The sequence below is a fragment of the Pantoea sp. PvP021 genome, from assembly GCF_054056055.1.
This window is the reverse complement of sequence record NZ_JBSRXX010000008.1, coordinates 34,795-54,422: the sequence shown is the minus strand read 5'-3', so window position 1 is coordinate 54,422 and position 19,628 is coordinate 34,795. Positions and strand designations below refer to the sequence as shown.

The following is a 19,628-nucleotide window of genomic DNA, read 5'->3' as shown; positions in this document are numbered from 1 at the left end:
GTCCACCCTGCACAGCGGCAACTATCTGAATCTTAGCCGCCGTTGCGTTGATTCAGGCAGGCGGTGACTTTTCGTAGCAGTGGCGGCAAATCCTCTTTCTGCATGACGACTTCAACCAGAGAGAGCCACTTCGGCTCTGAGAGTCGCGCCATCACTTCCTCTAACTGCACCGTTTCACTGATACGCCAGCTCTGCGCCTGGCCCTGCAGGCTAAGGGCGTGCGGTAAGGCCGTCCAGTTCCACTGGGCAATATCATTGTAACGTTGTGTTGCGCCGTGAATCGCCCGTTCGACGGTATAGCCTTCATTATTCAGCAAAAAGAGTATCAGTCGCTGCTGGTCACGCAGCATCGAACCCAGTTCCTGAATTGTCAGCTGCGCCGAACCGTCCCCGATGATCAGGATAACCCGGCGATCAGGATCGGCAGTCTGCGCGCCAAATGCTGCCGGAAGAGTATAGCCGATTGATCCCCATAATGGCTGAACCACCAGCTGCGCCTGCGAGGGCAATCTTAACGCGGCGGCCCCAAAGGCAGCTGTCCCCTGCTCGGCCAGAATAAGGTCGCCGGGTTGCAGGAATGCCTGCATCGCCTGCCAGAACGCCTGCTGGCTGATTACCGCCGCCGGTTCTGCAGATTGCGCGGCGGGCGGTGCGGCGGCGGGTTGCCACTGCTGGCCATAGCGTTTAAACAGCGGCAGCAGTTCGCTCAGCGCATCCGCCATCGACAGTGGCGCAAAACGTTCACCGCCCACGCTGGCGCTGGAGGGCTGCAGATCAATCAGTCGCTCAGGGTTAAACTGCTGCGTGAAGCCTGCAGTAATGGTGTCGGTAAATCGCACCCCGACGCAGATCGCCACATCCACCTGCTCGATCTGTTCGCACACCTGACCTGCGCTGGCCTCACCGGCATAGGTACCGACGTAACCCGGCTGCTGTTCATCCAGAACCCCCTTGCCCATCAGCAGGCTGGCACAGGGAATCGCACACTGTTCACGCAGCGCGGCCAGTGCGGACTGCTGCTGCCAGCGCAGCGCAAGAAAATCGGCCAGCAGTGAAACCCGCTGCGCCGGTGCCAGCAAACGTTCCGCCGCATCGCTGAAAGCGCGACGCGCAGCGGGCGAAGAGGATTGATGACTGTTCAGGGGCTGCGCGGGTGGCTGCACCTCCATGGCCGCCACGTCGACGGCCAGCGACAAATAGCCGGGACGACGGGCCTGCAGCGCACTGACGATCACCCGATCAATCTCAGCCGTGGCGTTGTCGGCGGTAAGCTGTGCCGTTGCCGCACTGACTTCTGTGGCCATGCGAATAAAATGCTGGAAATCGCCATCGCCCAGCGAATGATGAACACAATCCCCCTGCAACTGGGCCTGCGTCGCAGGCGCGCCAACGATATGGATCACCGGCAGATACTCGGCATAACTGCCCGCAATGCCATTAATCGCGCTGAGCTCGCCCACACCAAAGGTGGTCAAAAGCGCTCCCGCGCCGTTGCAGCGTGCATAACCGTCTGCCGCATAGGCTGCGTTAAGCTCATTAGCGCAGCCTACCCAGCTGATGGCCGGATGGGCGATGACGTGGTCAAGAAATTGCAGGTTATAGTCGCCCGGCACGCCAAACAGATGCTTTACACCAATCTCCTGCAGACGGGTCAGCAGGTAATCTCCAACAGTGAACGTGGACATTGCGCATTCCTTTCAGGGAAGAGTCGGGTTAAGTATCTGACACAGGATGAAATTAGCGAGGCGTGCCGCTATTTTAGCCAGCCGCAATGGCTGGAAAGGCGACGTTACGCTGGCGGAATATTCTGTAAAAATGCGAATTGCAGCGCGCTGTCACTGAGTGTAACCGTATACACTGATAGACTTTTGGCACATATCCCCGTTTTTACCCAGGAGCGCTGAATGTCCCTTTTCCCTCATCCCGATCGCTATCAACAGATGGAATATCGCCGCAGCGGCCGCAGCGGAATCAAACTGCCCGCCATTTCGCTGGGACTGTGGCATAACTTTGGTGACAGTACCCGGGTCGATAACAGCCGTGAGCTGCTGCGTCATGCGTTTGACCTTGGCATCACGCACTTCGACTTAGCCAACAATTACGGTCCACCCCCTGGCTCAGCCGAAGAGAACTTCGGGCGTATTCTGCGGGAAGATTTTCGTGCCCATCGTGATGAGCTGATCATCTCCACTAAAGCGGGCTATACCATGTGGCAGGGGCCTTATGGGGATTGGGGTTCGCGTAAATATCTGGTCGCCAGTCTGGATCAGAGCCTGAAGCGAATGGGGCTGGAGTATGTGGATATTTTCTATCATCACCGTCCCGATCCGGAAACCCCGCTGGAAGAGACGATGCGCGCGCTGGATCATGTGGTGCGCCAGGGCAAAGCGCTTTACGCTGCCCTTTCTAACTATCCGGCCGATCTCGCCGCCGAAGCGATAGCTATCCTGCGCGATCTCGGCACCCCTTGTCTGATTCACCAGCCGCGCTATTCGATGTTTGAACGCACACCTGAGCAGGGATTGATTCAGACGCTGGGCGATGCGGGCGTCGGCTGTATCGCCTTCTCTCCGCTGGCAGGCGGCGTGCTCACCGATCGCTATCTGCAGGGCATTCCGGAAGATTCGCGCGCGGCCAGCGGCAGCAAGTTCCTGAATGAGAACCAGCTGACGGATGAGAAGATGGAGAAAGTCCGCAAGCTTAATGCTATTGCGCAGCAGCGCGAACAGAAGCTGGCGCAGATGGCGCTGGCGTGGGTGCTGCGCGATGAGCGTGTGACTTCAGTACTGATCGGAGCCAGCAAAACAGCCCAGATCGATGACGCGGTGGCGATGCTCGCTCGCCGTCAGTTCAGCGACAGCGAGTTAGCTGCGATTGACGCGGCGCTGCTGTAACGGTTTTAGCGCCCGGCTGAGGCTGGGCGTTTTCTGCGCCAGAATAGTCTCAAACCCCTTTCTCTCCCCAATTTCCTCACAATCTTCCGACACAATGATGCGGTAACAACAGCAATACGCAGGCATAATCGCTGCGCCGCAACAGCGTCAGACTGTTGATGAGGAGAAGAAAATGAAAAGAGCCCTTATTTTTGCTGCCCTGCTGGCCCTGTTGTCGCCGCTGGCACACCACACAGCCCAGGCCTCCAGTGCCTCTATTACTCTGGCCCCCGGCGTCACCCTGAATCTTGGCGATCGCGATCGCCGTGGCTATTACTGGGATGGTGGTCGCTGGCGTGAACCGCGCTGGTGGAACGACCGCTATTCTTACAACGAACGCCGCTGGTGGCGACACGAAGAGTGGCGTCGTCAGCAGCAGTGGGAGCGCGAACGCCGCTGGCATGAGCGCGACCGTGAGCGTCGCTGGGAACATCAGTATCGCCGCGATCGTGATCGTGGATGGGATCATCATGACCGTCGTGGTCCTGACCATCGCGGTCCAGACCATCACGGACACGATCGCCATTAATAAAAACGCCCGGCAGAACCGGGCGCTTTTATTTATTGATTAGGTCAGGCCTGATTGCTGCCAGACGGAGCCAGCACAGGAAACCCGGTCAGATCGGAAAGACGCAAAAGATGTCATCCCTGACATGCTCGGCCCGGCTACGGGCCAACGCGTTGCGTTGTTCAAAAACGCTCCCGGCGTTTTTGTCCCTGGCGCGGGACGCTTTCCTCCTCTGACCGGATTCCCTGTGCTTTAAGCTAATTCGCGGCTGAAAGATATCTGACTTGAGTTTGTCAGTTGTCTGCAATGCCCGGCATAGCCGGGCGTTTTCTTGTTTACCATAACCGCTACAGCCCCAGCGCTTCACCCACCAGCAGGTAAAGATTCAGCGTAATCACCAGCAGCACGATCAGTCGCCCGGTATTCTGCATCAGACGCGAGTTAACCATATCGTCGCCCATCAGCTCGCGGTTGCCGGTAAAGGAGAGCAGCGGAATCAACGCCAGCGCAATACCGAAACTCAGCAGCACCTGACTCATTACCAGAACCCTTGTCGGGTCCCAGCCGGCCCAGATGACAATAAAGGAGGGCAGCATGGTGACGGTTCGGCGCACCCACAGGGGAATATGGAAGTGGATAAAGCCCTGCATCACCACCTGCCCCGCCAGCGTACCGACCACCGTTGAAGATAATCCGGCGGCCACCAGGCTCAGACCAAACACCGTCGCCGCTGCCTGACCTAACAGCGGTTGCAACGTCAGATAGGCCTGATCGAGTTCAGCGATTTTACTGTGACCGCTGAAGTGAAACGCCGCTGCGGCGGTCGCCATCATTGCCAGGTTAACAAATCCGGCGATGGTCATGGCAATCGCCACATCCAGTTTAGTTGAGGAGTACCGCTGACCTTTGCTGTCCTCACTTTTACCCTGCGTCAGCGCGGAGTGCAGGTAAATCACGTGCGGCATAATGGTCGCACCCAGCACACCCGCCGCCAGGAATACGGCATCCGACGTTGGTAACGCGGGCAGCGCCATGCCGATCACCAGCTCTTTGACACTGGGTTGTGAGAAAAAGAGTTCAACGATATAGGCCGCCGCCACAAACAGCAGCAGTCCGCCAATCACCAGCTCCAGCGGCTTTTGCCCCCGGCTCTGTAACATTAATATCAGGAACGTGGCGATGCCGGTCAGCACCGCGCCCTGCATCAAAGAAATGCCGAGCAGCAGTTTGAACCCCAGCGCGGCACCGATAAATTCCGCCAGGTCAGTGGCCATGGCGATAATTTCCGCCTGCACCCAGTAAAACCAGACGGCGGGCCGGGGAAAACGATCGCGGATGTGTTCAGCGAGGTTTTTGCCGGTAGCGATACCCAGCTTGGCTGACATCAGCTGAATCAGCATGGCCATGATGTTGGCCCATACCACCACCCACAGCAATTTGTAGCCGTAAGCAGCGCCCGCCTGAATGTTGGTCGCAAAGTTGCCCGGATCGATATAGCCGATAGCGGCGATAAAAGCGGGCCCCAGTAGTGCGAGTTTGACTTTTCTGACTCCGCGAGCGGCGCGCTCGGCGGTACGACTTTCAAACATATCCGGTACCCTGTCTGAACATTTGCCTGCCCCGGCAGCTTAGGGGTTAGCAGGTGCAAGTGAAATTCGTTTGTTGTTATCGGTGTAATAGATGCTGCTATAAAGTATAGCCATTGCTATACATTACAGTAAAGGATGTGATTGCTAAAAATGTGAGCAATAGTGTCACTTTACGCCCGGTGTAAAATTCAGACAATAATTATGTGGTTATCTGAAGTGAAGTATTTGTAAACAGGACGTGATCTCTGGAACTTTTCTGGAAAATATAACGATAGCGAATACTTATATTGTGGTTCAGATCTCGTTTTTAAGTAACGCGTTACATAGAATACGCAACAAAATACAACCCTCCTCAAATTTGGAGCAACCATGTCCCATATTTTGCAATTTCTTTTAGCACTGGTGGTGGTCGGGATACTCGCCTTGCTGGTTAGTCACGATCGTAAAAGCATTCGCATTCGCTACATTATACAGCTACTGGTGATTGAAATTGTGCTCGCCTGGTTCTTCCTGAACTCAGAAGCGGGACTCGGTTTCGTCAAAGGATTCGCGGGCTTCTTTGACCATCTGCTGAAGTATGCCGCTGAGGGTACCAACTTCGTCTTCGGCAACATGAGCGACAAAGGCCTGGCCTTCTTCTTCCTTAACGTATTGTGCCCTATCGTCTTTATCTCTGCGCTGATCGGTATTCTGCAGCATTTCCGTATCCTGCCATGGGTGATTCGCGGTATTGGTACCGTACTGTCGAAAGTGAATGGCATGGGAAAACTGGAATCTTTCAACGCCGTAAGTTCTCTGATACTGGGACAATCAGAAAACTTCATCGCCTATAAAGATATCCTGGGCCAAATGTCACAGCGCCGCATGTACACCATGGCCGCGACCGCGATGTCGACCGTATCGATGTCGATAGTCGGCGCCTACATGACCATGCTGCAGCCGAAGTATGTGGTCGCCGCGCTGGTGCTCAATATGTTCAGCACCTTTATCGTGCTGTCGCTGATCAACCCTTATCGCGTTGAGAACGAAGAAGATCTGCAGTTGCAGGATCTGCACAAAGGCCAGAGCTTCTTTGAGATGCTGGGCGAGTATATCCTGGCCGGTTTCCGCGTCGCGATTATCGTTGCCGCCATGCTGATTGGTTTTATCGCGCTGATTTCAGGTCTGAATGCGCTGTTTGATCTGATCTTCGGCATCTCCTTCCAGGGCGTTCTCGGCTTTGTCTTCTATCCGTTTGCCTGGGTGATGGGCGTGCCTGCTGGCGAAGCGTTGCAGGTCGGCAGTATTATGGCGACCAAGCTGGTGTCGAATGAGTTTGTTGCCATGATGGATCTGCAGAAAATCGCGGGTCAGCTGTCACCACATTCAGAAGGTATTCTTTCTGTGTTCCTGGTCTCGTTCGCTAACTTCTCTTCTATCGGCATCGTGGCCGGTGCGATTAAAGGTCTGAACGAAGAACAGGGTAACGTGGTTTCCCGCTTTGGTCTGAAGCTGCTGTACGGCTCTACGCTGGTGAGCGTGCTTTCCGCCGCTATCGCCGGTCTGGTTCTGGCGTTCTAAGCACGGTTCTGCGCACTACTCTAAGCATCAAAGGGCGAGCAGGTCTCGCCCTTCTCTTTCTGCTCTATCCTTGCTCTGCTTCCCGCTGATTCCCCTTTCCCGCGTTACCTCTTTCATTGCACATGTCACATCTGCATTCAGATAGTGCACGAGAGGCGGCACAACGTCCTGCAAACAGCATCGGATTTCATGACAGGTTATGCCGGTTAATAACGCAATTAAGCGTGCGCAGCAGCGTGAATGGCAAAGCAATAGCGTTGGGATCCGCAGCAACTGGCGAATAAGAGATTAATCAGAAAGGATTTTGACAACGGCGTGTCAGAAAATGGTGGAGATAAGCGGGATCGAACCGCTGACCTCTTGCATGCCATGCAAGCGCTCTCCCAGCTGAGCTATACCCCCACATCTGGAATCGTTTTTCAGTGCCAAACTTTTGGGAAGAAGTTTGGTGGAGCTAAGCGGGATCGAACCGCTGACCTCCTGCATGCCATGCAGGCGCTCTCCCAGCTGAGCTATAGCCCCGAACCGAAAAACTGTCGCGTTAAGCGACGGACGGCATAATATGAAACCCCCTCCGGGGTGTCAACGGCAAAATGACATTCTCTGTTTGATCGCTGAAAAAGGCGGCAACCTGCGAAGTTTCAGCAGCATGCTGCAGGGGAAAATCGTGTCTGTTCACACAGGACCGTTTTTTAACTGTTATTCAGTCTGCCGTCAGGTTAATTCACGGTTAAATATGTTATAGGAATTTTCTTGTCTTCGGCTTTTTCGCATGCAAAACTTAGCCCGCTAATTTAGTGGTACCCGGGACCCTCTCCCGCGCACCACGCGTCCACCAGGCGTTATCGTCCCATTAATCATAAAAAAACTACTGAGATACTATGTCGCTGCATACACCTAAAGAAATCGCACAACTGGCGATCCAGTCAGGCGTGGCTAAAAGCCGTGCACCTGTCAGCATCCTTCTGATTCTCGGCTTTATGGCGGGCGCATTTATTGCGACCGGCTTCCTGCTGGATCTTCACGTGATCAACACCCTTCCCGCTGAATGGGGCTCTTTTGGTGGCCTGTTAGGTGCCGCGGTCTTCCCGGTGGGGATCATCATGACCGTGCTGGCGGGTGGTGAGCTGCTGACCGGTAATATGATGACATTACCGGTGGCCTGGTTCGCCCGTCGCATCAGCTTTATGAGCGTGGCGCGCAACTGGTTCTGGGTTACCCTGGCTAACTTTCTCGGCAGCGTGGCTGTCGCCTGGTTCTTTGGTCACATGCTGGGTATGACCGAGGGCGATTACCTGAAGAAGACCGTTGCTATCGCTTCTGCAAAAGTCCACGCTGATTTCCTGCACGCCTTTATTTCCGGTATCGGCTGTAACTGGCTGGTTTGCCTGGCGGTATGGCTGGCCTTTGCCAGTAAAGATGTGGTCGGCAAGATCTTCGGCATGTGGTTCCCGGTGATGGCATTTGTGGCCATTGGCTTCCAGCACGTTGTCGCTAACATGTTTATTATTCCGGCCGCCATTTTTGCCGGTCAGATGAGCTGGGCAGAGTACTTCCCTAATTTTATTGCCGTCTTCTCAGGCAATGCCGTGGGTGGTGCCGTTTTCGTTGGTCTGGCCTATTTCCTTGCATTCCGCCCTGCCGCTGAACCCGCCAGTAATCCTCAGTAATGATGTTTTGCCTTTTGTCGAGAGACAAAAGGCAATTTCAGCTTCAGTTACTTTCACCCGTTACGTTTTGCTGTAATATGTCCTGCTAATGTATTAATCAGGGACTGCATCGTGAAAAAGGAATGGCTTACACCCGAAGAGCTGGCTGCAGAGACGGGTTACAGTCGGCAAACGGTGAATAAATGGATCAAGCGGGAAAACTGGACGACCACGCCGAAGCCCGGTGTGCAAGGCGGTAAAGCCCGATTGATTCACATTGATGAGCGCGTGAAAAGTTTTATTCAGTCGACCCGTAACCTTAACGAGCCGACGGCAACTTATGGCACTCCGTCTAATTCATTACCTGCGTTATTAATAAGTTCCGTCCAGCAAATGACTCAGGACGAGCAGGATCAATTCACTGCACTAATCTTACGCGAAGGTATCAAGGGCGTTTTGCAGCGACTGGGAATCAGCGAAGAGTAAGGTGTATTTATCAGGGAAGGTATGATGAAAAAGGAATGGTTAACACCCGAAGAACTCGCCTCAGAGACGGGCCTGAGCCGACAGACAGTGAACAAATGGATTAAGCGCGAAAACTGGACCACCCTGCCCAGACCCGGCATTCAGGGCGGCAAGGCGCGATTGATTCATGTCGATGATCGCGTAGAAAAATTTATCCATTCGACGCGTAGCCTGCACGAACCCGCCGCAATGTACAGGGTTCCGGCAGATTCACTGACGGCACTGTTGGTGAATGCGGTTCCACAAATGAGTCAGGCTGAACAGGAGCAGCTGTCAGCGCTGATATTACGGATAGGTATTAAAGGCATGTTGCAGCGTCTGGATATTACTGAAGAGTAAAAACCGGAAGCGCGAAGCTTCCGGTTCTGTTTATTAAGCCTGCGCTTCCCTCTCACTGATAAAGGCCAGCGCCTGCTCAATACGTGCAATGCTGCGGCTGCGGCCTATCGCTTCCACGGTGACATCCAGTCCGGGTGACTGACCGGCACCGGTCACGGCCACGCGCAGCGGCATGCCCACTTTCCCCATCCCGACTTCCAGCTCATCTGCGGTGCTCTGAATAGCCTGATGTACGTTTTCAGCCGTCCACTCTTCAATCGCGGCCAGCTTATCGCGTACCACTTCCAGCGGCTGACGCGCTACCGGACGAAGATGTTTCTTCGCGGCATCGGCATCAAATTCTGCAAAGTCTTCATAGAAGTAGCGGCAGGATGCAGCCATCTCTTTCAATGTTTTGCAGCGCTCGCCTAACAGACCAACCAGCTTCGCCAGTTCCGGCCCCGTGCGGGTATCAATTTTCTGCTCTTCAATATGCCACTGCAGGTGTGTCGCCACATATTCTGGCGGCAGCGTATTGATGTAGTGATGGTTCAGCCACTGCAGTTTCTCAGTGTTGAACGCACTGGCAGACTTACTGACTGCATCCAGGGTAAAGAGCTCAGCCATTTCGGCCACGCTGAAGATTTCCTGATCGCCATGTGACCAGCCCAGACGAACCAGGTAGTTGAGCAGCGCTTCTGGCAGGTAGCCATCATCACGATACTGCATCACCCCTACCGCGCCATGACGCTTGGAGAGCTTTTTGCCATCATCACCCAGGATCATTGAGACATGGGCATAGACCGGAACCTGCGCGCCAATCGCTTTGAGGATGTTGATCTGACGTGGCGTGTTGTTAATGTGGTCTTCACCGCGAATCACATGGGTGATGCCCATATCCCAGTCATCCACGACGACGCAGAAGTTGTAGGTTGGCGAACCATCGGTGCGGCGGATGATCAGATCATCCAGCTCCTGGTTGCTGAACTCAATCGGGCCACGGATCTGGTCGTCAAAGATGACCGAACCTTCCTGCGGATTGCGGAAACGCACAACGCACGGCTCATCATCTGCATGATGTTCATGGCTGTCACGGCAGCGGCCGTCGTAACGCGGCTTTTCGTTGTTGGCCATCTGCTCTTCACGCAGCGCTTCCAGACGTTCTTTAGAGCAGTAGCATTTATAGGCGGTGCCCGCTTCCAGCATTTCATCAATGACCGCGTTGTAACGATCAAAACGTTTTGTCTGGTAGTAAGGGCCTTCATTCCAGTCGAGGCTCAGCCAGTTCATGCCATCCATGATGGCTTCGATAGCTTCCGGCGTGGAGCGCTCCAGATCGGTATCTTCAATGCGCAGCACGAACTCGCCCTGGTTGTGACGGGCAAAGAGCCAGGAGTAAAGTGCGGTACGGGCGCCACCTACATGCAGATAGCCAGTCGGGCTGGGCGCGAAGCGTGTTTTGATTTTCATTGAGTATTGCCTTAGATGCGCGGGTTCTCTGTCTGGATGACAAAAAACAGGTTAGACGCGAAAAAACAGTGGGCACATTCTAGCATCTGACGGTGAATCCTCAATGCATGCCCGCCGGTTGCCGCCCGGGAAAAGGGGCTTTTCTGCCAGTAAAACCAGCACATTGGCTAAAAGCGCGACAGGGTGTTTAAAAATAAACCGAACGCACATTTATGTTTTAAAAAGCGTTGACTCAAAATCAACTATCCCTATAATGCGACTCCACACAGCGGGGGTGATTAGCTCAGTTGGTAGAGCATCTCCCTTACAAGGAGGGGGTCGGCGGTTCGAACCCGTCATCACCCACCACTCTTAACAGCGTGGCCCGCAGTGAACAGGTATGAAGATATGGGTGATTAGCTCAGTTGGTAGAGCATCTCCCTTACAAGGAGGGGGTCGGCGGTTCGAACCCGTCATCACCCACCATATCTTGCCTGTTAGTAGTACTGAAGTACGAAGTGGGTGATTAGCTCAGTTGGTAGAGCATCTCCCTTACAAGGAGGGGGTCGGCGGTTCGAACCCGTCATCACCCACCACTTCGGGTCGTTAGCTCAGTTGGTAGAGCAGTTGACTTTTAATCAATTGGTCGCAGGTTCGAATCCTGCACGACCCACCAATTCAGAATAAAGCGCCTTTAAGGCGCTTTTTTCGTTTCCGGGGCACGGACTTTACCGTGCAGGGTGAGAACCTGCTGCAGGTTCGACTGAATCGCCGGGAGCGATTCAGGCTGATGCGACAGCATCACCCGCAGGGCGAGGCCCACGACGGGCCGAGGCTATCCTGCACGACCCACCAATTCAGAAAAAAGCGCCTTTAAGGCGCTTTTTTCGTTTCTGCTGCACTGACTTAAGCATGACTTAAATCTGAACTGCCCTTTTCTGCGACTTCAGGCTTTAAAAAGCGTGCTGGATCAGGGAGCACTGACATTGGCTTAACAGATAAGCTCTCGCCTTTTCGCAACCTTAACAATTTCAGCTCTCAAGTCGTTTCACAGCGTGCCGATAACGTATCTGACAACTTACAGGGAGAAAAATGATGTCTTCAATTTCCGGAATTCTAAGCAGTGCAGTCAGTGGCGGTGACAGCGGTGGCGGTAGTGTTGCCTCGCAGGTCGCGGCGCTGAATAAACAGATTCAGAACGTCTTAACGCAAGTCAAAGAGCTGGCCGACAACAAAGAACTGACTGACGAACAGAAGTCTGAAATGCAGCAGATGTATCAGTCACAAATCACCATGCTGCAGGCACAGATTGCTCAGCTGGAACAGAAGCAGGCCGAGCAGGATCAGCCAAAGAGTGACAGCTCGTCTGTCAGTGAGAGCAAAGCAGACGGGATTAACCGCCCTACCGACACCAACAAAATTGACGTCTACATCTAAAATGCGGGCCTGGCCTCGCGTTGTTGCGCCAGCAGCGTCGCCTGCTGGCGCACCTCCTGCCAGATCGCTTCGGCAGCAGGCGTCAGCGAACGGTTTTTACGCTTGATCAGCGTCAGACTGCGATTGATCTCCGGATATAGACGCCGCACGGTTAATGCGCGATCAGCCGGCAACGGTAACGCCAGCGCGGGCAGAATACTGATGCCGATCCCCACCTGCACCATCGGAAACAGCGTAGCGGGATGACCAATCTCCTGAACGACTTCAGCCCTGATATTCTGCTGCTGCATCGCCGCATCAATGAGGACCCGACTGCCCGAAGCATAGTCCTGAAGCACCATGGTGCGGCCATCCAGCATTGACCATTCTGCCCTTTCCACCTGCGCCAGCGGATCATCATCACGGCATAGCAGCAGGAAAGGCTCATCCAGAATCGCGATGCTGTCAAAATCGCTGTCGCTGAGTGGCCCAATCACAATCCCGAAATCGACTTCGGCGTTACGCACACTTTGCAGCACCCACTGCTGGGCGCGATCGTGCAGTATCACTTTGATGTCAGGAAAGTGTTGCTGGCTGGCAGCCAGACATTGCGGCATCAGATGAGCGGAAATGGTCTGGCTGGCTGCCACCCTGACGGTACCACTGCGCTGTTCGCCAAAACTGCGGATATCCAGCAGCGTGGTATGAATCTCCTCCAGCAGGCGCTCCATGCGTGACGCCAGCTGTTTTCCCGCTTCAGTCAGCATCACCTCCCGGGTGGTTCGATCCAGCAATCGCACGCCGGTTTCCGCTTCCAGCTCTTTAATACTGTGGCTGACCGCCGACTGACTCAGCCCTATCGCCTGCCCCGCCTGGCTGAATCCGCCATAGTGAGCCACCGCAATAAAGGTTCGTAGCTGACGCAGGGTGTAATTCATCGATTCTGCTCATAGATTAATTCAATAAATCAATTTTATTTCTAAACAGCTTTCACGCACAATCGCGCTATTGAAAAATTTACCGGAATTTAACAATGGGATTTTTAAAACTTGATCCGATGATGGTTAAACTCATCATCACCGTGCTGCTGGCCTCTTTTCTGCCAGCCAGAGGGATCTACGTCGATATATTCAGCTATCTCGCGACAGCAGCGATAGCACTGCTGTTCTTTATGCATGGTGCCAAGCTGTCGCGTGAAAAGATCATCTCAGGCAGCAGTCACTGGCGGTTGCATCTGTGGATTATGTTCAGCACCTTTGTGCTGTTTCCGGTGCTGGGTCTGTTGCTGGTCTGGTGGCATCCGGTTAATGTCGGCCCGGAAATTTATACCGGCTTTATCTACCTCTGTATCCTGCCTGCGACCGTGCAATCCGCTATCGCGTTTACCTCCATGGCGGGCGGTAACGTTGCGGCAGCGGTATGCAGCGCCTCTGCATCAAGCCTGCTGGGTGTGTTTATTTCGCCGTTGCTGGTGAACCTGGTGATGGATATTCACAGCAGCGCGCCCAGCGATGGACTGGAGCAGATCGGGAAGATTATGCTGCAACTGATGGTGCCTTTCGTACTGGGACACCTCTCACGGCGCTGGATCGGTGGCTGGGTTGAGAAGCACCGCAGCCTGATTGGCAAAACCGACCAGACCTCGATTCTGCTGGTGGTCTACTCCGCCTTCAGTGAAGCGGTGGTTAATGGCATCTGGCATCGCGTTGGGTTGATTACGCTGCTGTGGATTGTGGCAGGCTCAATCATTCTGCTGACCGCCGTGCTGATTATCAACCTGCTGGCCTCGCGTCTGTTCCGCTTTAAACGCGCCGATGAGATTGTGGTGCTGTTTTGTGGTTCGAAGAAGAGTCTGGCGAATGGCGTGCCGATGGCGAATATCCTGTTCCCGGCCAGTACCGTGGGGATTATTGTGCTGCCGCTGATGATTTTCCACCAGGTACAGCTGATGGTCTGCTCATTTATTGCCGGACGTTATAAGAAGACCAATGAGAAGCAGCAGCAGGCTGTGCAGGTCAAGGATTCGGTAATGGAGTCTCAGAAATAGATCGGCTGCCCGCCAGTGCGGGCAGCGTTACTTACGGGTCTGAAGCGGTTTAACTAACCCTTCCAGACCCTCAATTTTTATTGTCAGGGTGAGTTGCATGAGATCACCCAGCAGACCAGACGGAAAGTCCCCACTGCGGGCAAACCACAGCAGATAAGGCTCAGGCAGATCGATCAGCATCCGCCCCTTATATTTGCCAAACGGCATAGGCGTATTGGCTATCGCCACCAGCTGATGTTCATCCATCTGAGGCTCCCAGCAGGCGGATCATTTCCGCTTCATCAATCACTTCAATGCCAAGCTCCGCTGCTTTCGCCAGCTTTGAACCAGCCGCTTCACCGGCAATCAGCAAATCAGTTTTCTTTGAGACACTGCCGCTGACTTTTGCGCCCAGCGCGATCAGCTGCGCTTTGGCATCATCGCGGTTCATCTGCGACAGTGAGCCAGTCAGCACCACCGTTTTACCCGCGAACGGACTGTCGATCTCTTCGGCTCTCACCACCACCACCTGCGGCCAGTGAATACCGATATCCTCGACCAGCTGGCGGATAACCTCACGGTTGCTTTCCTCTTCCATGAAGTTGCGCACGTGTGCCGCAACGACTTTGCCGACATCCGGCACCGCAATCAGCGCCTCAAGATCGGCATCCATGACCTTCTGCAATTCACCAAAATGGTTAGCCAGATTGGCAGCGGTGGCTTCACCCACTTCACGAATGCCCAGTGCATAGAGGAAACGCGCCAGCGTAGTCGATTTCGCTTTCTCCAGCGCGTCGACAACGTTTTGCGCCGATTTCGGCCCCATGCGATCCAGTCCGGTCAGTTTGCCCGCCGTGAGACGGAACAGATCCGCAGGTGTGTTGACGTACTCTTTCTCCACCAGCTGGTCGATAATCTTATCGCCCATGCCATCAACATCCAGTGCCCGGCGCGAGACAAAATGCTTCAGCGCCTCTTTGCGCTGAGCACCGCAGATTAAACCGCCCGTGCAGCGCGTGACCGATTCCCCTTCGACCCGTTCAACCTCGGAACCACAAACCGGACAGTGTGCCGGGAACAGGACTTCACGCGTCTGTTCAGGGCGCTCGGCGAGCACCACGTTGACCACCTGCGGGATCACATCACCGGCGCGGCGAATGACCACCCGATCGCCGATGCGTAATCCCAGCCGCTCGATTTCATCCGCATTATGCAGCGTGGCATTGCTGACGATCACGCCCGCGACCTGCACCGGCTCAAGGCGAGCTACCGGTGTGATAGCCCCGGTGCGGCCAACCTGAAATTCGACGTCCCGCACCCAGGTCAGTTGTTCCTGTGCCGGGAATTTAAAGGCAATCGCCCAGCGCGGCGCGCGCGCCACAAAGCCCAGCTTTTCCTGCAGTTCCTGTGAATCGACTTTGATCACCACGCCATCAATATCAAAACCCAGATTCGGACGCTGTTGCTCAATATCACGATAGAAGGCCAGGGCTTCTTCTGCGTTGTGCACCAGCTTAATGCGGTCGCTGACCGGCAGGCCCCAGGCTTTAAACTGTTGCAGACGCCCCATGTGACTGTGCGGCATCTCACCGCCTTCCAGCAGGCCAAAACCGTAGCAGAAGAAGGTCAGCGGACGTTTGGCGGTAATGCGCGGATCCAGCTGACGCAGAGAACCGGCTGCTGCATTGCGCGGATTAGCAAAGACTTTGCCATCAGTCCGGCGTGCTTCCTCATTCAGCTTTTCAAAGCCGCGCTGCGTCATAAATATTTCGCCACGCACTTCCAGCCGTGCCGGAATGTTGTCGCCTTTAAGCCGCAGCGGGATAGCGCGAATGGTGCGGACATTGGCGGTAATGTTCTCGCCGGTTGTGCCGTCACCGCGCGTTGCGGCCTGGACCAGCAGACCATTTTCATACATCAGGCTGACCGCAGCGCCATCGAGCTTGAGTTCACAGCAGTAGGTTATGTCGTCACTGCTTTTCAGGCGATCCTGCACCCGCTTGTTGAAAGCCATAAACGTGGCTTCATCAAAGGCGTTATCAAGCGACAGCATCGGGACTTCATGGCGCACCTGCTCGAAGACCGTCAGCGGCGCGGCACCCACGCGTTGTGTCGGCGAGTCTGGCGTAATGAGATCCGGGTGCTCCTCTTCCAGCTGACGCAGTTCACGCATCAGACGATCGTATTCAGCATCCGGCACTTCCGGCGCATCCATAACGTGATAGAGATATTCATGATGGCGCAACGTGGTGCGCAGTTCGGTGATGTGATCCTGGACGGATTTCATAAAGCCCCATCAGATAAAAAACCCCCGACAGGCGGGGGTTTGTTTTTAACAATTCAGATAGCGTTTAGCGCAGGTCTCAGACGCCAACCACATCGCGGATACGCGCTTTGTAAGTTTCCAGCTTCTGTGGCGTCATCATGCGACGCTCATCATCCAGCACCACGCCACCTACATCATCAGCGATACGCTGAGCCGACTGCAGCATCAGCTTGAAGTTCTGATTCGCATCGCCATAAGAAGGCACCATCATAAAGATAGAGATGCCAGGCGTGCTGAAATCGGTCATCAGGTCAGGATTGAATGAGCCCGGCTTAACCATATTGGCCAGACTGAACAATACAGGGCCGCTGCCAGCCGGACTGAGATGACGATGGAAAATGTTCATTTCACCAAACTGGAAGCCCGCCTGGAGAATACCCTGCAGTAGGGCCTCACCGTTCAGTTCACCGCCCGAGTGTGCGGCAACATGCAGCACCAGTACCGCTTCTTTCGGTTTTTCCGCTGGCGCTTTAGCAGCAGGCTGTGCTGGCGCGGGCGCCGATGTCACTTCAGGCTGCGGCTCAGGTTCTGCCTGGTACTGCGGTGCTGGCTGTACAGATTCCAGCGGGTCGAGATCCAGCAGTGGGTCGGCCTGAACGGGCGGCGCGACAAAAGTGGGTGCGGGCTGCTGACGAACCGGTTCAGGGCGCGACTGCGGAGCAGGCTGCGGTGCCGTGTTAAAAAGCGGGTCGCTTTCAGGTTCGGGTTGCGGTGCGGGTCGTGGCGCAGGCTGACGCACAGGCTCAGCGGGCGCAGGCTTACGCGGCGCTTCTGGCTGTGGCTCGCGAATCTCATCGAAACGCGGTTCCTGATGTACGTTGCGATCAGAACGAACGCGAACCTCGCCGACGCCATCATCCTCGTCGTCAATCAGGTCCTGCTCATCATTTTCATCACGTTGTTTTAGACGTTTGTGCGGGCGATCGCGGAACACTGACGAACGCTCTTTACGGCTGGTCCACAGCCCGTGAAGAAGGAGCGCTATAATGGCGATCGCGCCAACAACGATTAATATCAGACGCAAATCCTGCATCATTGTATTCTCTGTTGTTCCAATACCTTGCCACCGCGGCAAACTTTATCCTCTAACTGTATTTGCCCTGCTACACAAGTGCAAGTCTGTGCACTATTTTCTGACAAATAAGATAGGCAACCCACGCTTTTTCGCTGTTTTTTTACCCAAACGGCACCTGGCCTGGAGAAAAAGCCAGGTTATAGTGGGCGCGCCTTAACATCTTCAGGAGAACTGGCTTTATGGCCATTGAGAATTCCGTCTCAAATTTTAACGGCATGCACTACTTTAGCCAGGGCTGGAAACTGGTACGTCTGCCTGGCATTCGCCGCTTTGTAGTGATGCCGTTGCTGATCAATATCGTGATGCTGGGTGGCGCTTTCATCTGGCTGTTCTATCGTCTCGGTGACTGGATCCCGCGGCTGATGGCCCATATTCCGGACTGGCTGCAGTGGCTGAGCTATCTGTTATGGCCGCTGTCGGTGATTGCGATTGTGCTGGTGTTTAGCTACTTCTTTTCGACCCTGGCAAACTTAATTGCCGCTCCGTTTTGCGGCCTGCTGGCCGAGCAACTGGAAGGCCGCCTGACAGGCAAGCCCCTGCCGGACAGCGGCTGGGCTGGAATGATTAAGGATGTGCCGCGCATTATGAAGCGCGAGCTGCAAAAACTGGGTTATTACCTGCCCCGCGCGCTGGGACTGCTGCTGCTCTACTTTATTCCTGGCTTTGGCCAGACCGTTGCGCCGGTGCTGTGGTTCCTGTTCAGCGCCTGGATGTTGTCCATCCAGTATTGCGACTACCCGTTTGATAACCACAAAGTGCCGTTTCAGCAGATGCGCAACGCCCTGCGTCAGCACAAAACGGCCAATATGCAGTTTGGCGCGCTAATCAGTCTGTTCACCATGATCCCGGTTCTGAACCTGGTGATCATGCCGGTTGCCGTCTGCGGTGCCACCGCCATGTGGGTCGATCGCTACCGGTCAACGCTGGCACGTCATGAGTTGCGTTAAATTCATCAGCGCGCCTTATGCTCTTTTTAGCAGGGCTTATTGCCGGGCGACATATAGATATACGATTTCTTTCCTTCCGCCACCAGGCAGAAAAGGTATGCTCATAGGGTTCCCAATAATTCATACAGTTAAGGACAGGCTATGAGTAAGATCTATGAAGACAACTCTTTGACAATTGGTCATACGCCATTGGTTCGACTGAACCGCATCGGTAACGGCCGCATCCTTGCGAAAGTTGAATCCCGTAACCCGAGCTTCAGCGTAAAATGCCGTATCGGTGCCAATATGATTTGGGACGCAGAAAAACGCGGTATTCTGAAACCGGGTGTTGAACTGGTTGAACCGACCAGCGGCAACACCGGTATTGCTCTGGCCTATGTCGCCGCAGCGCGCGGTTATAAATTAACGCTGACGATGCCAGAAACCATGTCAGTGGAGCGCCGTAAGTTGCTGAAGGCGCTGGGCGCGACGCTGATACTGACCGAAGGCGCCAAAGGCATGAAAGGTGCCATCAGCAAAGCTGAAGAGGTTGTTGCCAGCAATCCGGATAAATATGTGCTGCTGCAGCAGTTCAGCAACCCGGCCAACCCGGAAATCCATGAAAAGACCACCGGCCCGGAAATCTGGGAAGACACGGACGGCGAAGTGGATGTCTTTATTGCCGGTGTCGGCACCGGCGGTACGCTGACCGGCGTGAGCCGCTACATCAAAAACACCAAAGGCAAAAAAGATCTGATTACCGTCGCGGTTGAGCCGACCGATTCCCCGGTGATTGCTCAGGCGCTGGCGGGCGATGAGATCAAGCCCGGCCCACACAAAATTCAGGGTATCGGCGCAGGCTTTATCCCGGGCAACCTTGAGCTGAATCTGGTGGACCGCGTCGTGGCCATCACCAATGAAGAGGCGATCAGTACGGCGCGTCGGCTGATGGAAGAGGAAGGTATTCTGGCCGGTATCTCATCCGGTGCTGCCGTTGCCGCGGCGCTGAAGCTGCAGGAAGATGAAGCCTTCGCCAACAAAAATATTGTGGTGATCCTCCCCTCCTCCGGTGAACGCTATCTGAGTACCGCCTTGTTTGCCGATCTCTTCACTGAAAAAGAGCTTCAGTAGCAGAGACCGATAGTCCGAAAATGGAGAAAAAAGCACCCAATCGGGTGCTTTTTTGTGGTGCAGATCTCACTTTCATCACCCGGCAGATTGATTTCAGTGACGCCGCTCTGGTATTTAGACTGCCAATTATTTCGATGCCTGAAATTAATCCGCGTTTGAAGTGGATCAAGCTGAATCGATTTACGGATTCAGTGAAA

At 54.5% G+C, this 19,628-nt stretch carries 17 protein-coding genes, 6 tRNA genes and 1 other RNA gene; 15 read left to right on the top strand and 9 right to left on the bottom strand.

Going from position 1 to position 19,628, the window contains the following annotated elements; translation table 11 throughout:
- Positions 1-32: 32 nt before the first annotated feature.
- On the bottom strand, positions 33-1,685 hold the full coding sequence (ipdC, locus tag ACVKSX_RS18390) for an indolepyruvate decarboxylase (RefSeq protein WP_354438093.1): 1,653 nt from the start codon (positions 1,683-1,685) through the stop codon (positions 33-35).
- Positions 1,686-1,904: 219 nt separating this feature from the next.
- Here ipdC and mgrA point away from each other — a divergent pair, with 219 nt between their 5' ends.
- Together mgrA and ACVKSX_RS18380 are read left to right on the top strand one after the other, a co-directional pair.
- The gene (gene mgrA / locus ACVKSX_RS18385) at positions 1,905-2,894 is read left to right on the top strand and encodes an L-glyceraldehyde 3-phosphate reductase (RefSeq protein ID WP_010257851.1); all 990 of its coding nucleotides are present in this window, start codon (positions 1,905-1,907) and stop codon (positions 2,892-2,894) included.
- A gap of 172 nt (positions 2,895-3,066) precedes the next feature.
- Positions 3,067-3,462, top strand: coding sequence for a DUF2502 domain-containing protein (locus ACVKSX_RS18380; protein ID WP_010257849.1), 396 nt, complete (start codon positions 3,067-3,069; stop codon positions 3,460-3,462).
- A 326-nt stretch (positions 3,463-3,788) separates the two neighbouring features.
- Here the strand turns inward: ACVKSX_RS18380 and ACVKSX_RS18375 are convergent, their stop codons facing one another.
- A complete protein-coding gene (locus ACVKSX_RS18375; RefSeq protein WP_010257845.1) occupies positions 3,789-5,030 on the bottom strand; it encodes an Nramp family divalent metal transporter in 1,242 nt (413 codons plus the stop codon).
- 369 nt (positions 5,031-5,399) lie between these two features.
- On the opposite strand from ACVKSX_RS18375, the gene ACVKSX_RS18370 reads away from it, so the two are divergent.
- Positions 5,400-6,590 carry a NupC/NupG family nucleoside CNT transporter gene (locus ACVKSX_RS18370; protein ID WP_010671371.1) on the top strand — a complete coding sequence of 397 codons (1,191 nt, stop codon included), beginning with the start codon at positions 5,400-5,402 and terminating at the stop codon, positions 6,588-6,590.
- 326 nt (positions 6,591-6,916) lie between these two features.
- Here ACVKSX_RS18370 and ACVKSX_RS18365 read toward each other — a convergent pair.
- Positions 6,917-6,992 (bottom strand) — tRNA-Ala (locus tag ACVKSX_RS18365).
- A gap of 44 nt (positions 6,993-7,036) precedes the next feature.
- Positions 7,037-7,112: transfer RNA gene (locus ACVKSX_RS18360), tRNA-Ala, on the bottom strand.
- 359 nt (positions 7,113-7,471) lie between these two features.
- On the opposite strand from ACVKSX_RS18360, the gene ACVKSX_RS18355 reads away from it, so the two are divergent.
- The 3 genes from ACVKSX_RS18355 to ACVKSX_RS18345 all read left to right on the top strand — a co-directional run bounded on the left by ACVKSX_RS18355 (position 7,472) and on the right by ACVKSX_RS18345 (position 9,103).
- Positions 7,472-8,260 carry a formate/nitrite transporter family protein gene (locus tag ACVKSX_RS18355; protein WP_010257841.1) on the top strand — a complete coding sequence of 263 codons (789 nt, stop codon included), beginning with the start codon at positions 7,472-7,474 and terminating at the stop codon, positions 8,258-8,260.
- A 111-nt stretch (positions 8,261-8,371) separates the two neighbouring features.
- Complete coding sequence (locus ACVKSX_RS18350; RefSeq protein WP_010257838.1) at positions 8,372-8,725, top strand: YfeC-like transcriptional regulator; 354 nt, start codon at positions 8,372-8,374, stop codon at positions 8,723-8,725.
- A 24-nt stretch (positions 8,726-8,749) separates the two neighbouring features.
- Positions 8,750-9,103, top strand: coding sequence for a YfeC-like transcriptional regulator (locus tag ACVKSX_RS18345; protein ID WP_010257835.1), 354 nt, complete (start codon positions 8,750-8,752; stop codon positions 9,101-9,103).
- A 33-nt stretch (positions 9,104-9,136) separates the two neighbouring features.
- Here ACVKSX_RS18345 and gltX read toward each other — a convergent pair whose 3' ends face one another.
- Positions 9,137-10,552, bottom strand: coding sequence for a glutamate--tRNA ligase (gltX, locus tag ACVKSX_RS18340; protein ID WP_033772366.1), 1,416 nt, complete (start codon positions 10,550-10,552; stop codon positions 9,137-9,139).
- Positions 10,553-10,824: 272 nt separating this feature from the next.
- Between gltX and ACVKSX_RS18335 the strand changes: the two genes are divergently transcribed.
- From ACVKSX_RS18335 to ACVKSX_RS18310, 6 genes are all read left to right on the top strand, one after another.
- Positions 10,825-10,900: transfer RNA gene (locus ACVKSX_RS18335), tRNA-Val, on the top strand.
- Positions 10,901-10,941: 41 nt separating this feature from the next.
- Positions 10,942-11,017, top strand: a tRNA-Val gene (locus ACVKSX_RS18330).
- Positions 11,018-11,051: 34 nt separating this feature from the next.
- Positions 11,052-11,127: transfer RNA gene (locus ACVKSX_RS18325), tRNA-Val, on the top strand.
- Between the two features lie 4 nt (positions 11,128-11,131).
- Positions 11,132-11,207 (top strand) — tRNA-Lys (locus ACVKSX_RS18320).
- Positions 11,208-11,250: 43 nt separating this feature from the next.
- Positions 11,251-11,386, top strand: a non-coding RNA gene (locus ACVKSX_RS18315) — RtT sRNA.
- Between the two features lie 240 nt (positions 11,387-11,626).
- A complete protein-coding gene (locus ACVKSX_RS18310) occupies positions 11,627-11,968 on the top strand; it encodes a FlxA-like family protein (RefSeq protein ID WP_010259880.1) in 342 nt (113 codons plus the stop codon).
- On the opposite strand, the gene ACVKSX_RS18305 is transcribed toward ACVKSX_RS18310, so the two are convergent.
- Entirely contained in the window at positions 11,965-12,885 is a 921-nt protein-coding gene (locus tag ACVKSX_RS18305) for a LysR family transcriptional regulator (protein WP_010259882.1), read from the bottom strand. The genes ACVKSX_RS18310 and ACVKSX_RS18305 overlap by 4 nt on opposite strands.
- 95 nt (positions 12,886-12,980) lie before the next feature.
- On the opposite strand from ACVKSX_RS18305, the gene ACVKSX_RS18300 reads away from it, so the two are divergent.
- Positions 12,981-13,994 carry a bile acid:sodium symporter family protein gene (locus ACVKSX_RS18300; protein ID WP_010671370.1) on the top strand — a complete coding sequence of 338 codons (1,014 nt, stop codon included), beginning with the start codon at positions 12,981-12,983 and terminating at the stop codon, positions 13,992-13,994.
- Between the two features lie 27 nt (positions 13,995-14,021).
- Here the strand turns inward: ACVKSX_RS18300 and ACVKSX_RS18295 are convergent, their stop codons facing one another.
- From ACVKSX_RS18295 to zipA, 3 genes are all read right to left on the bottom strand, one after another.
- Complete coding sequence (locus tag ACVKSX_RS18295) at positions 14,022-14,240, bottom strand: DUF3820 family protein (protein WP_003848878.1); 219 nt, start codon at positions 14,238-14,240, stop codon at positions 14,022-14,024.
- On the bottom strand, positions 14,233-16,260 hold the full coding sequence (gene ligA / locus ACVKSX_RS18290) for an NAD-dependent DNA ligase LigA (RefSeq protein WP_022624163.1): 2,028 nt from the start codon (positions 16,258-16,260) through the stop codon (positions 14,233-14,235). Before ligA ends, ACVKSX_RS18295 begins: the two co-directional genes overlap by 8 nt.
- Before the next feature lie 76 nt (positions 16,261-16,336).
- Positions 16,337-17,335 (bottom strand): cell division protein ZipA, encoded by a 999-nt coding sequence (gene zipA / locus ACVKSX_RS18285; RefSeq protein ID WP_029519439.1) that lies wholly within the window; start codon positions 17,333-17,335, stop codon positions 16,337-16,339.
- Positions 17,336-17,553: 218 nt separating this feature from the next.
- Here zipA and cysZ point away from each other — a divergent pair, with 218 nt between their 5' ends.
- Both cysZ and cysK read left to right on the top strand, forming a co-directional pair.
- Entirely contained in the window at positions 17,554-18,321 is a 768-nt protein-coding gene (cysZ, locus tag ACVKSX_RS18280) for a sulfate transporter CysZ (protein ID WP_010671367.1), read from the top strand.
- 141 nt (positions 18,322-18,462) lie between these two features.
- Positions 18,463-19,431: a cysteine synthase A gene (cysK, locus tag ACVKSX_RS18275; RefSeq protein ID WP_010259895.1), complete on the top strand. Its 969-nt coding sequence runs from the start codon at positions 18,463-18,465 to the stop codon at positions 19,429-19,431.
- Positions 19,432-19,628 lie beyond the last annotated feature (197 nt).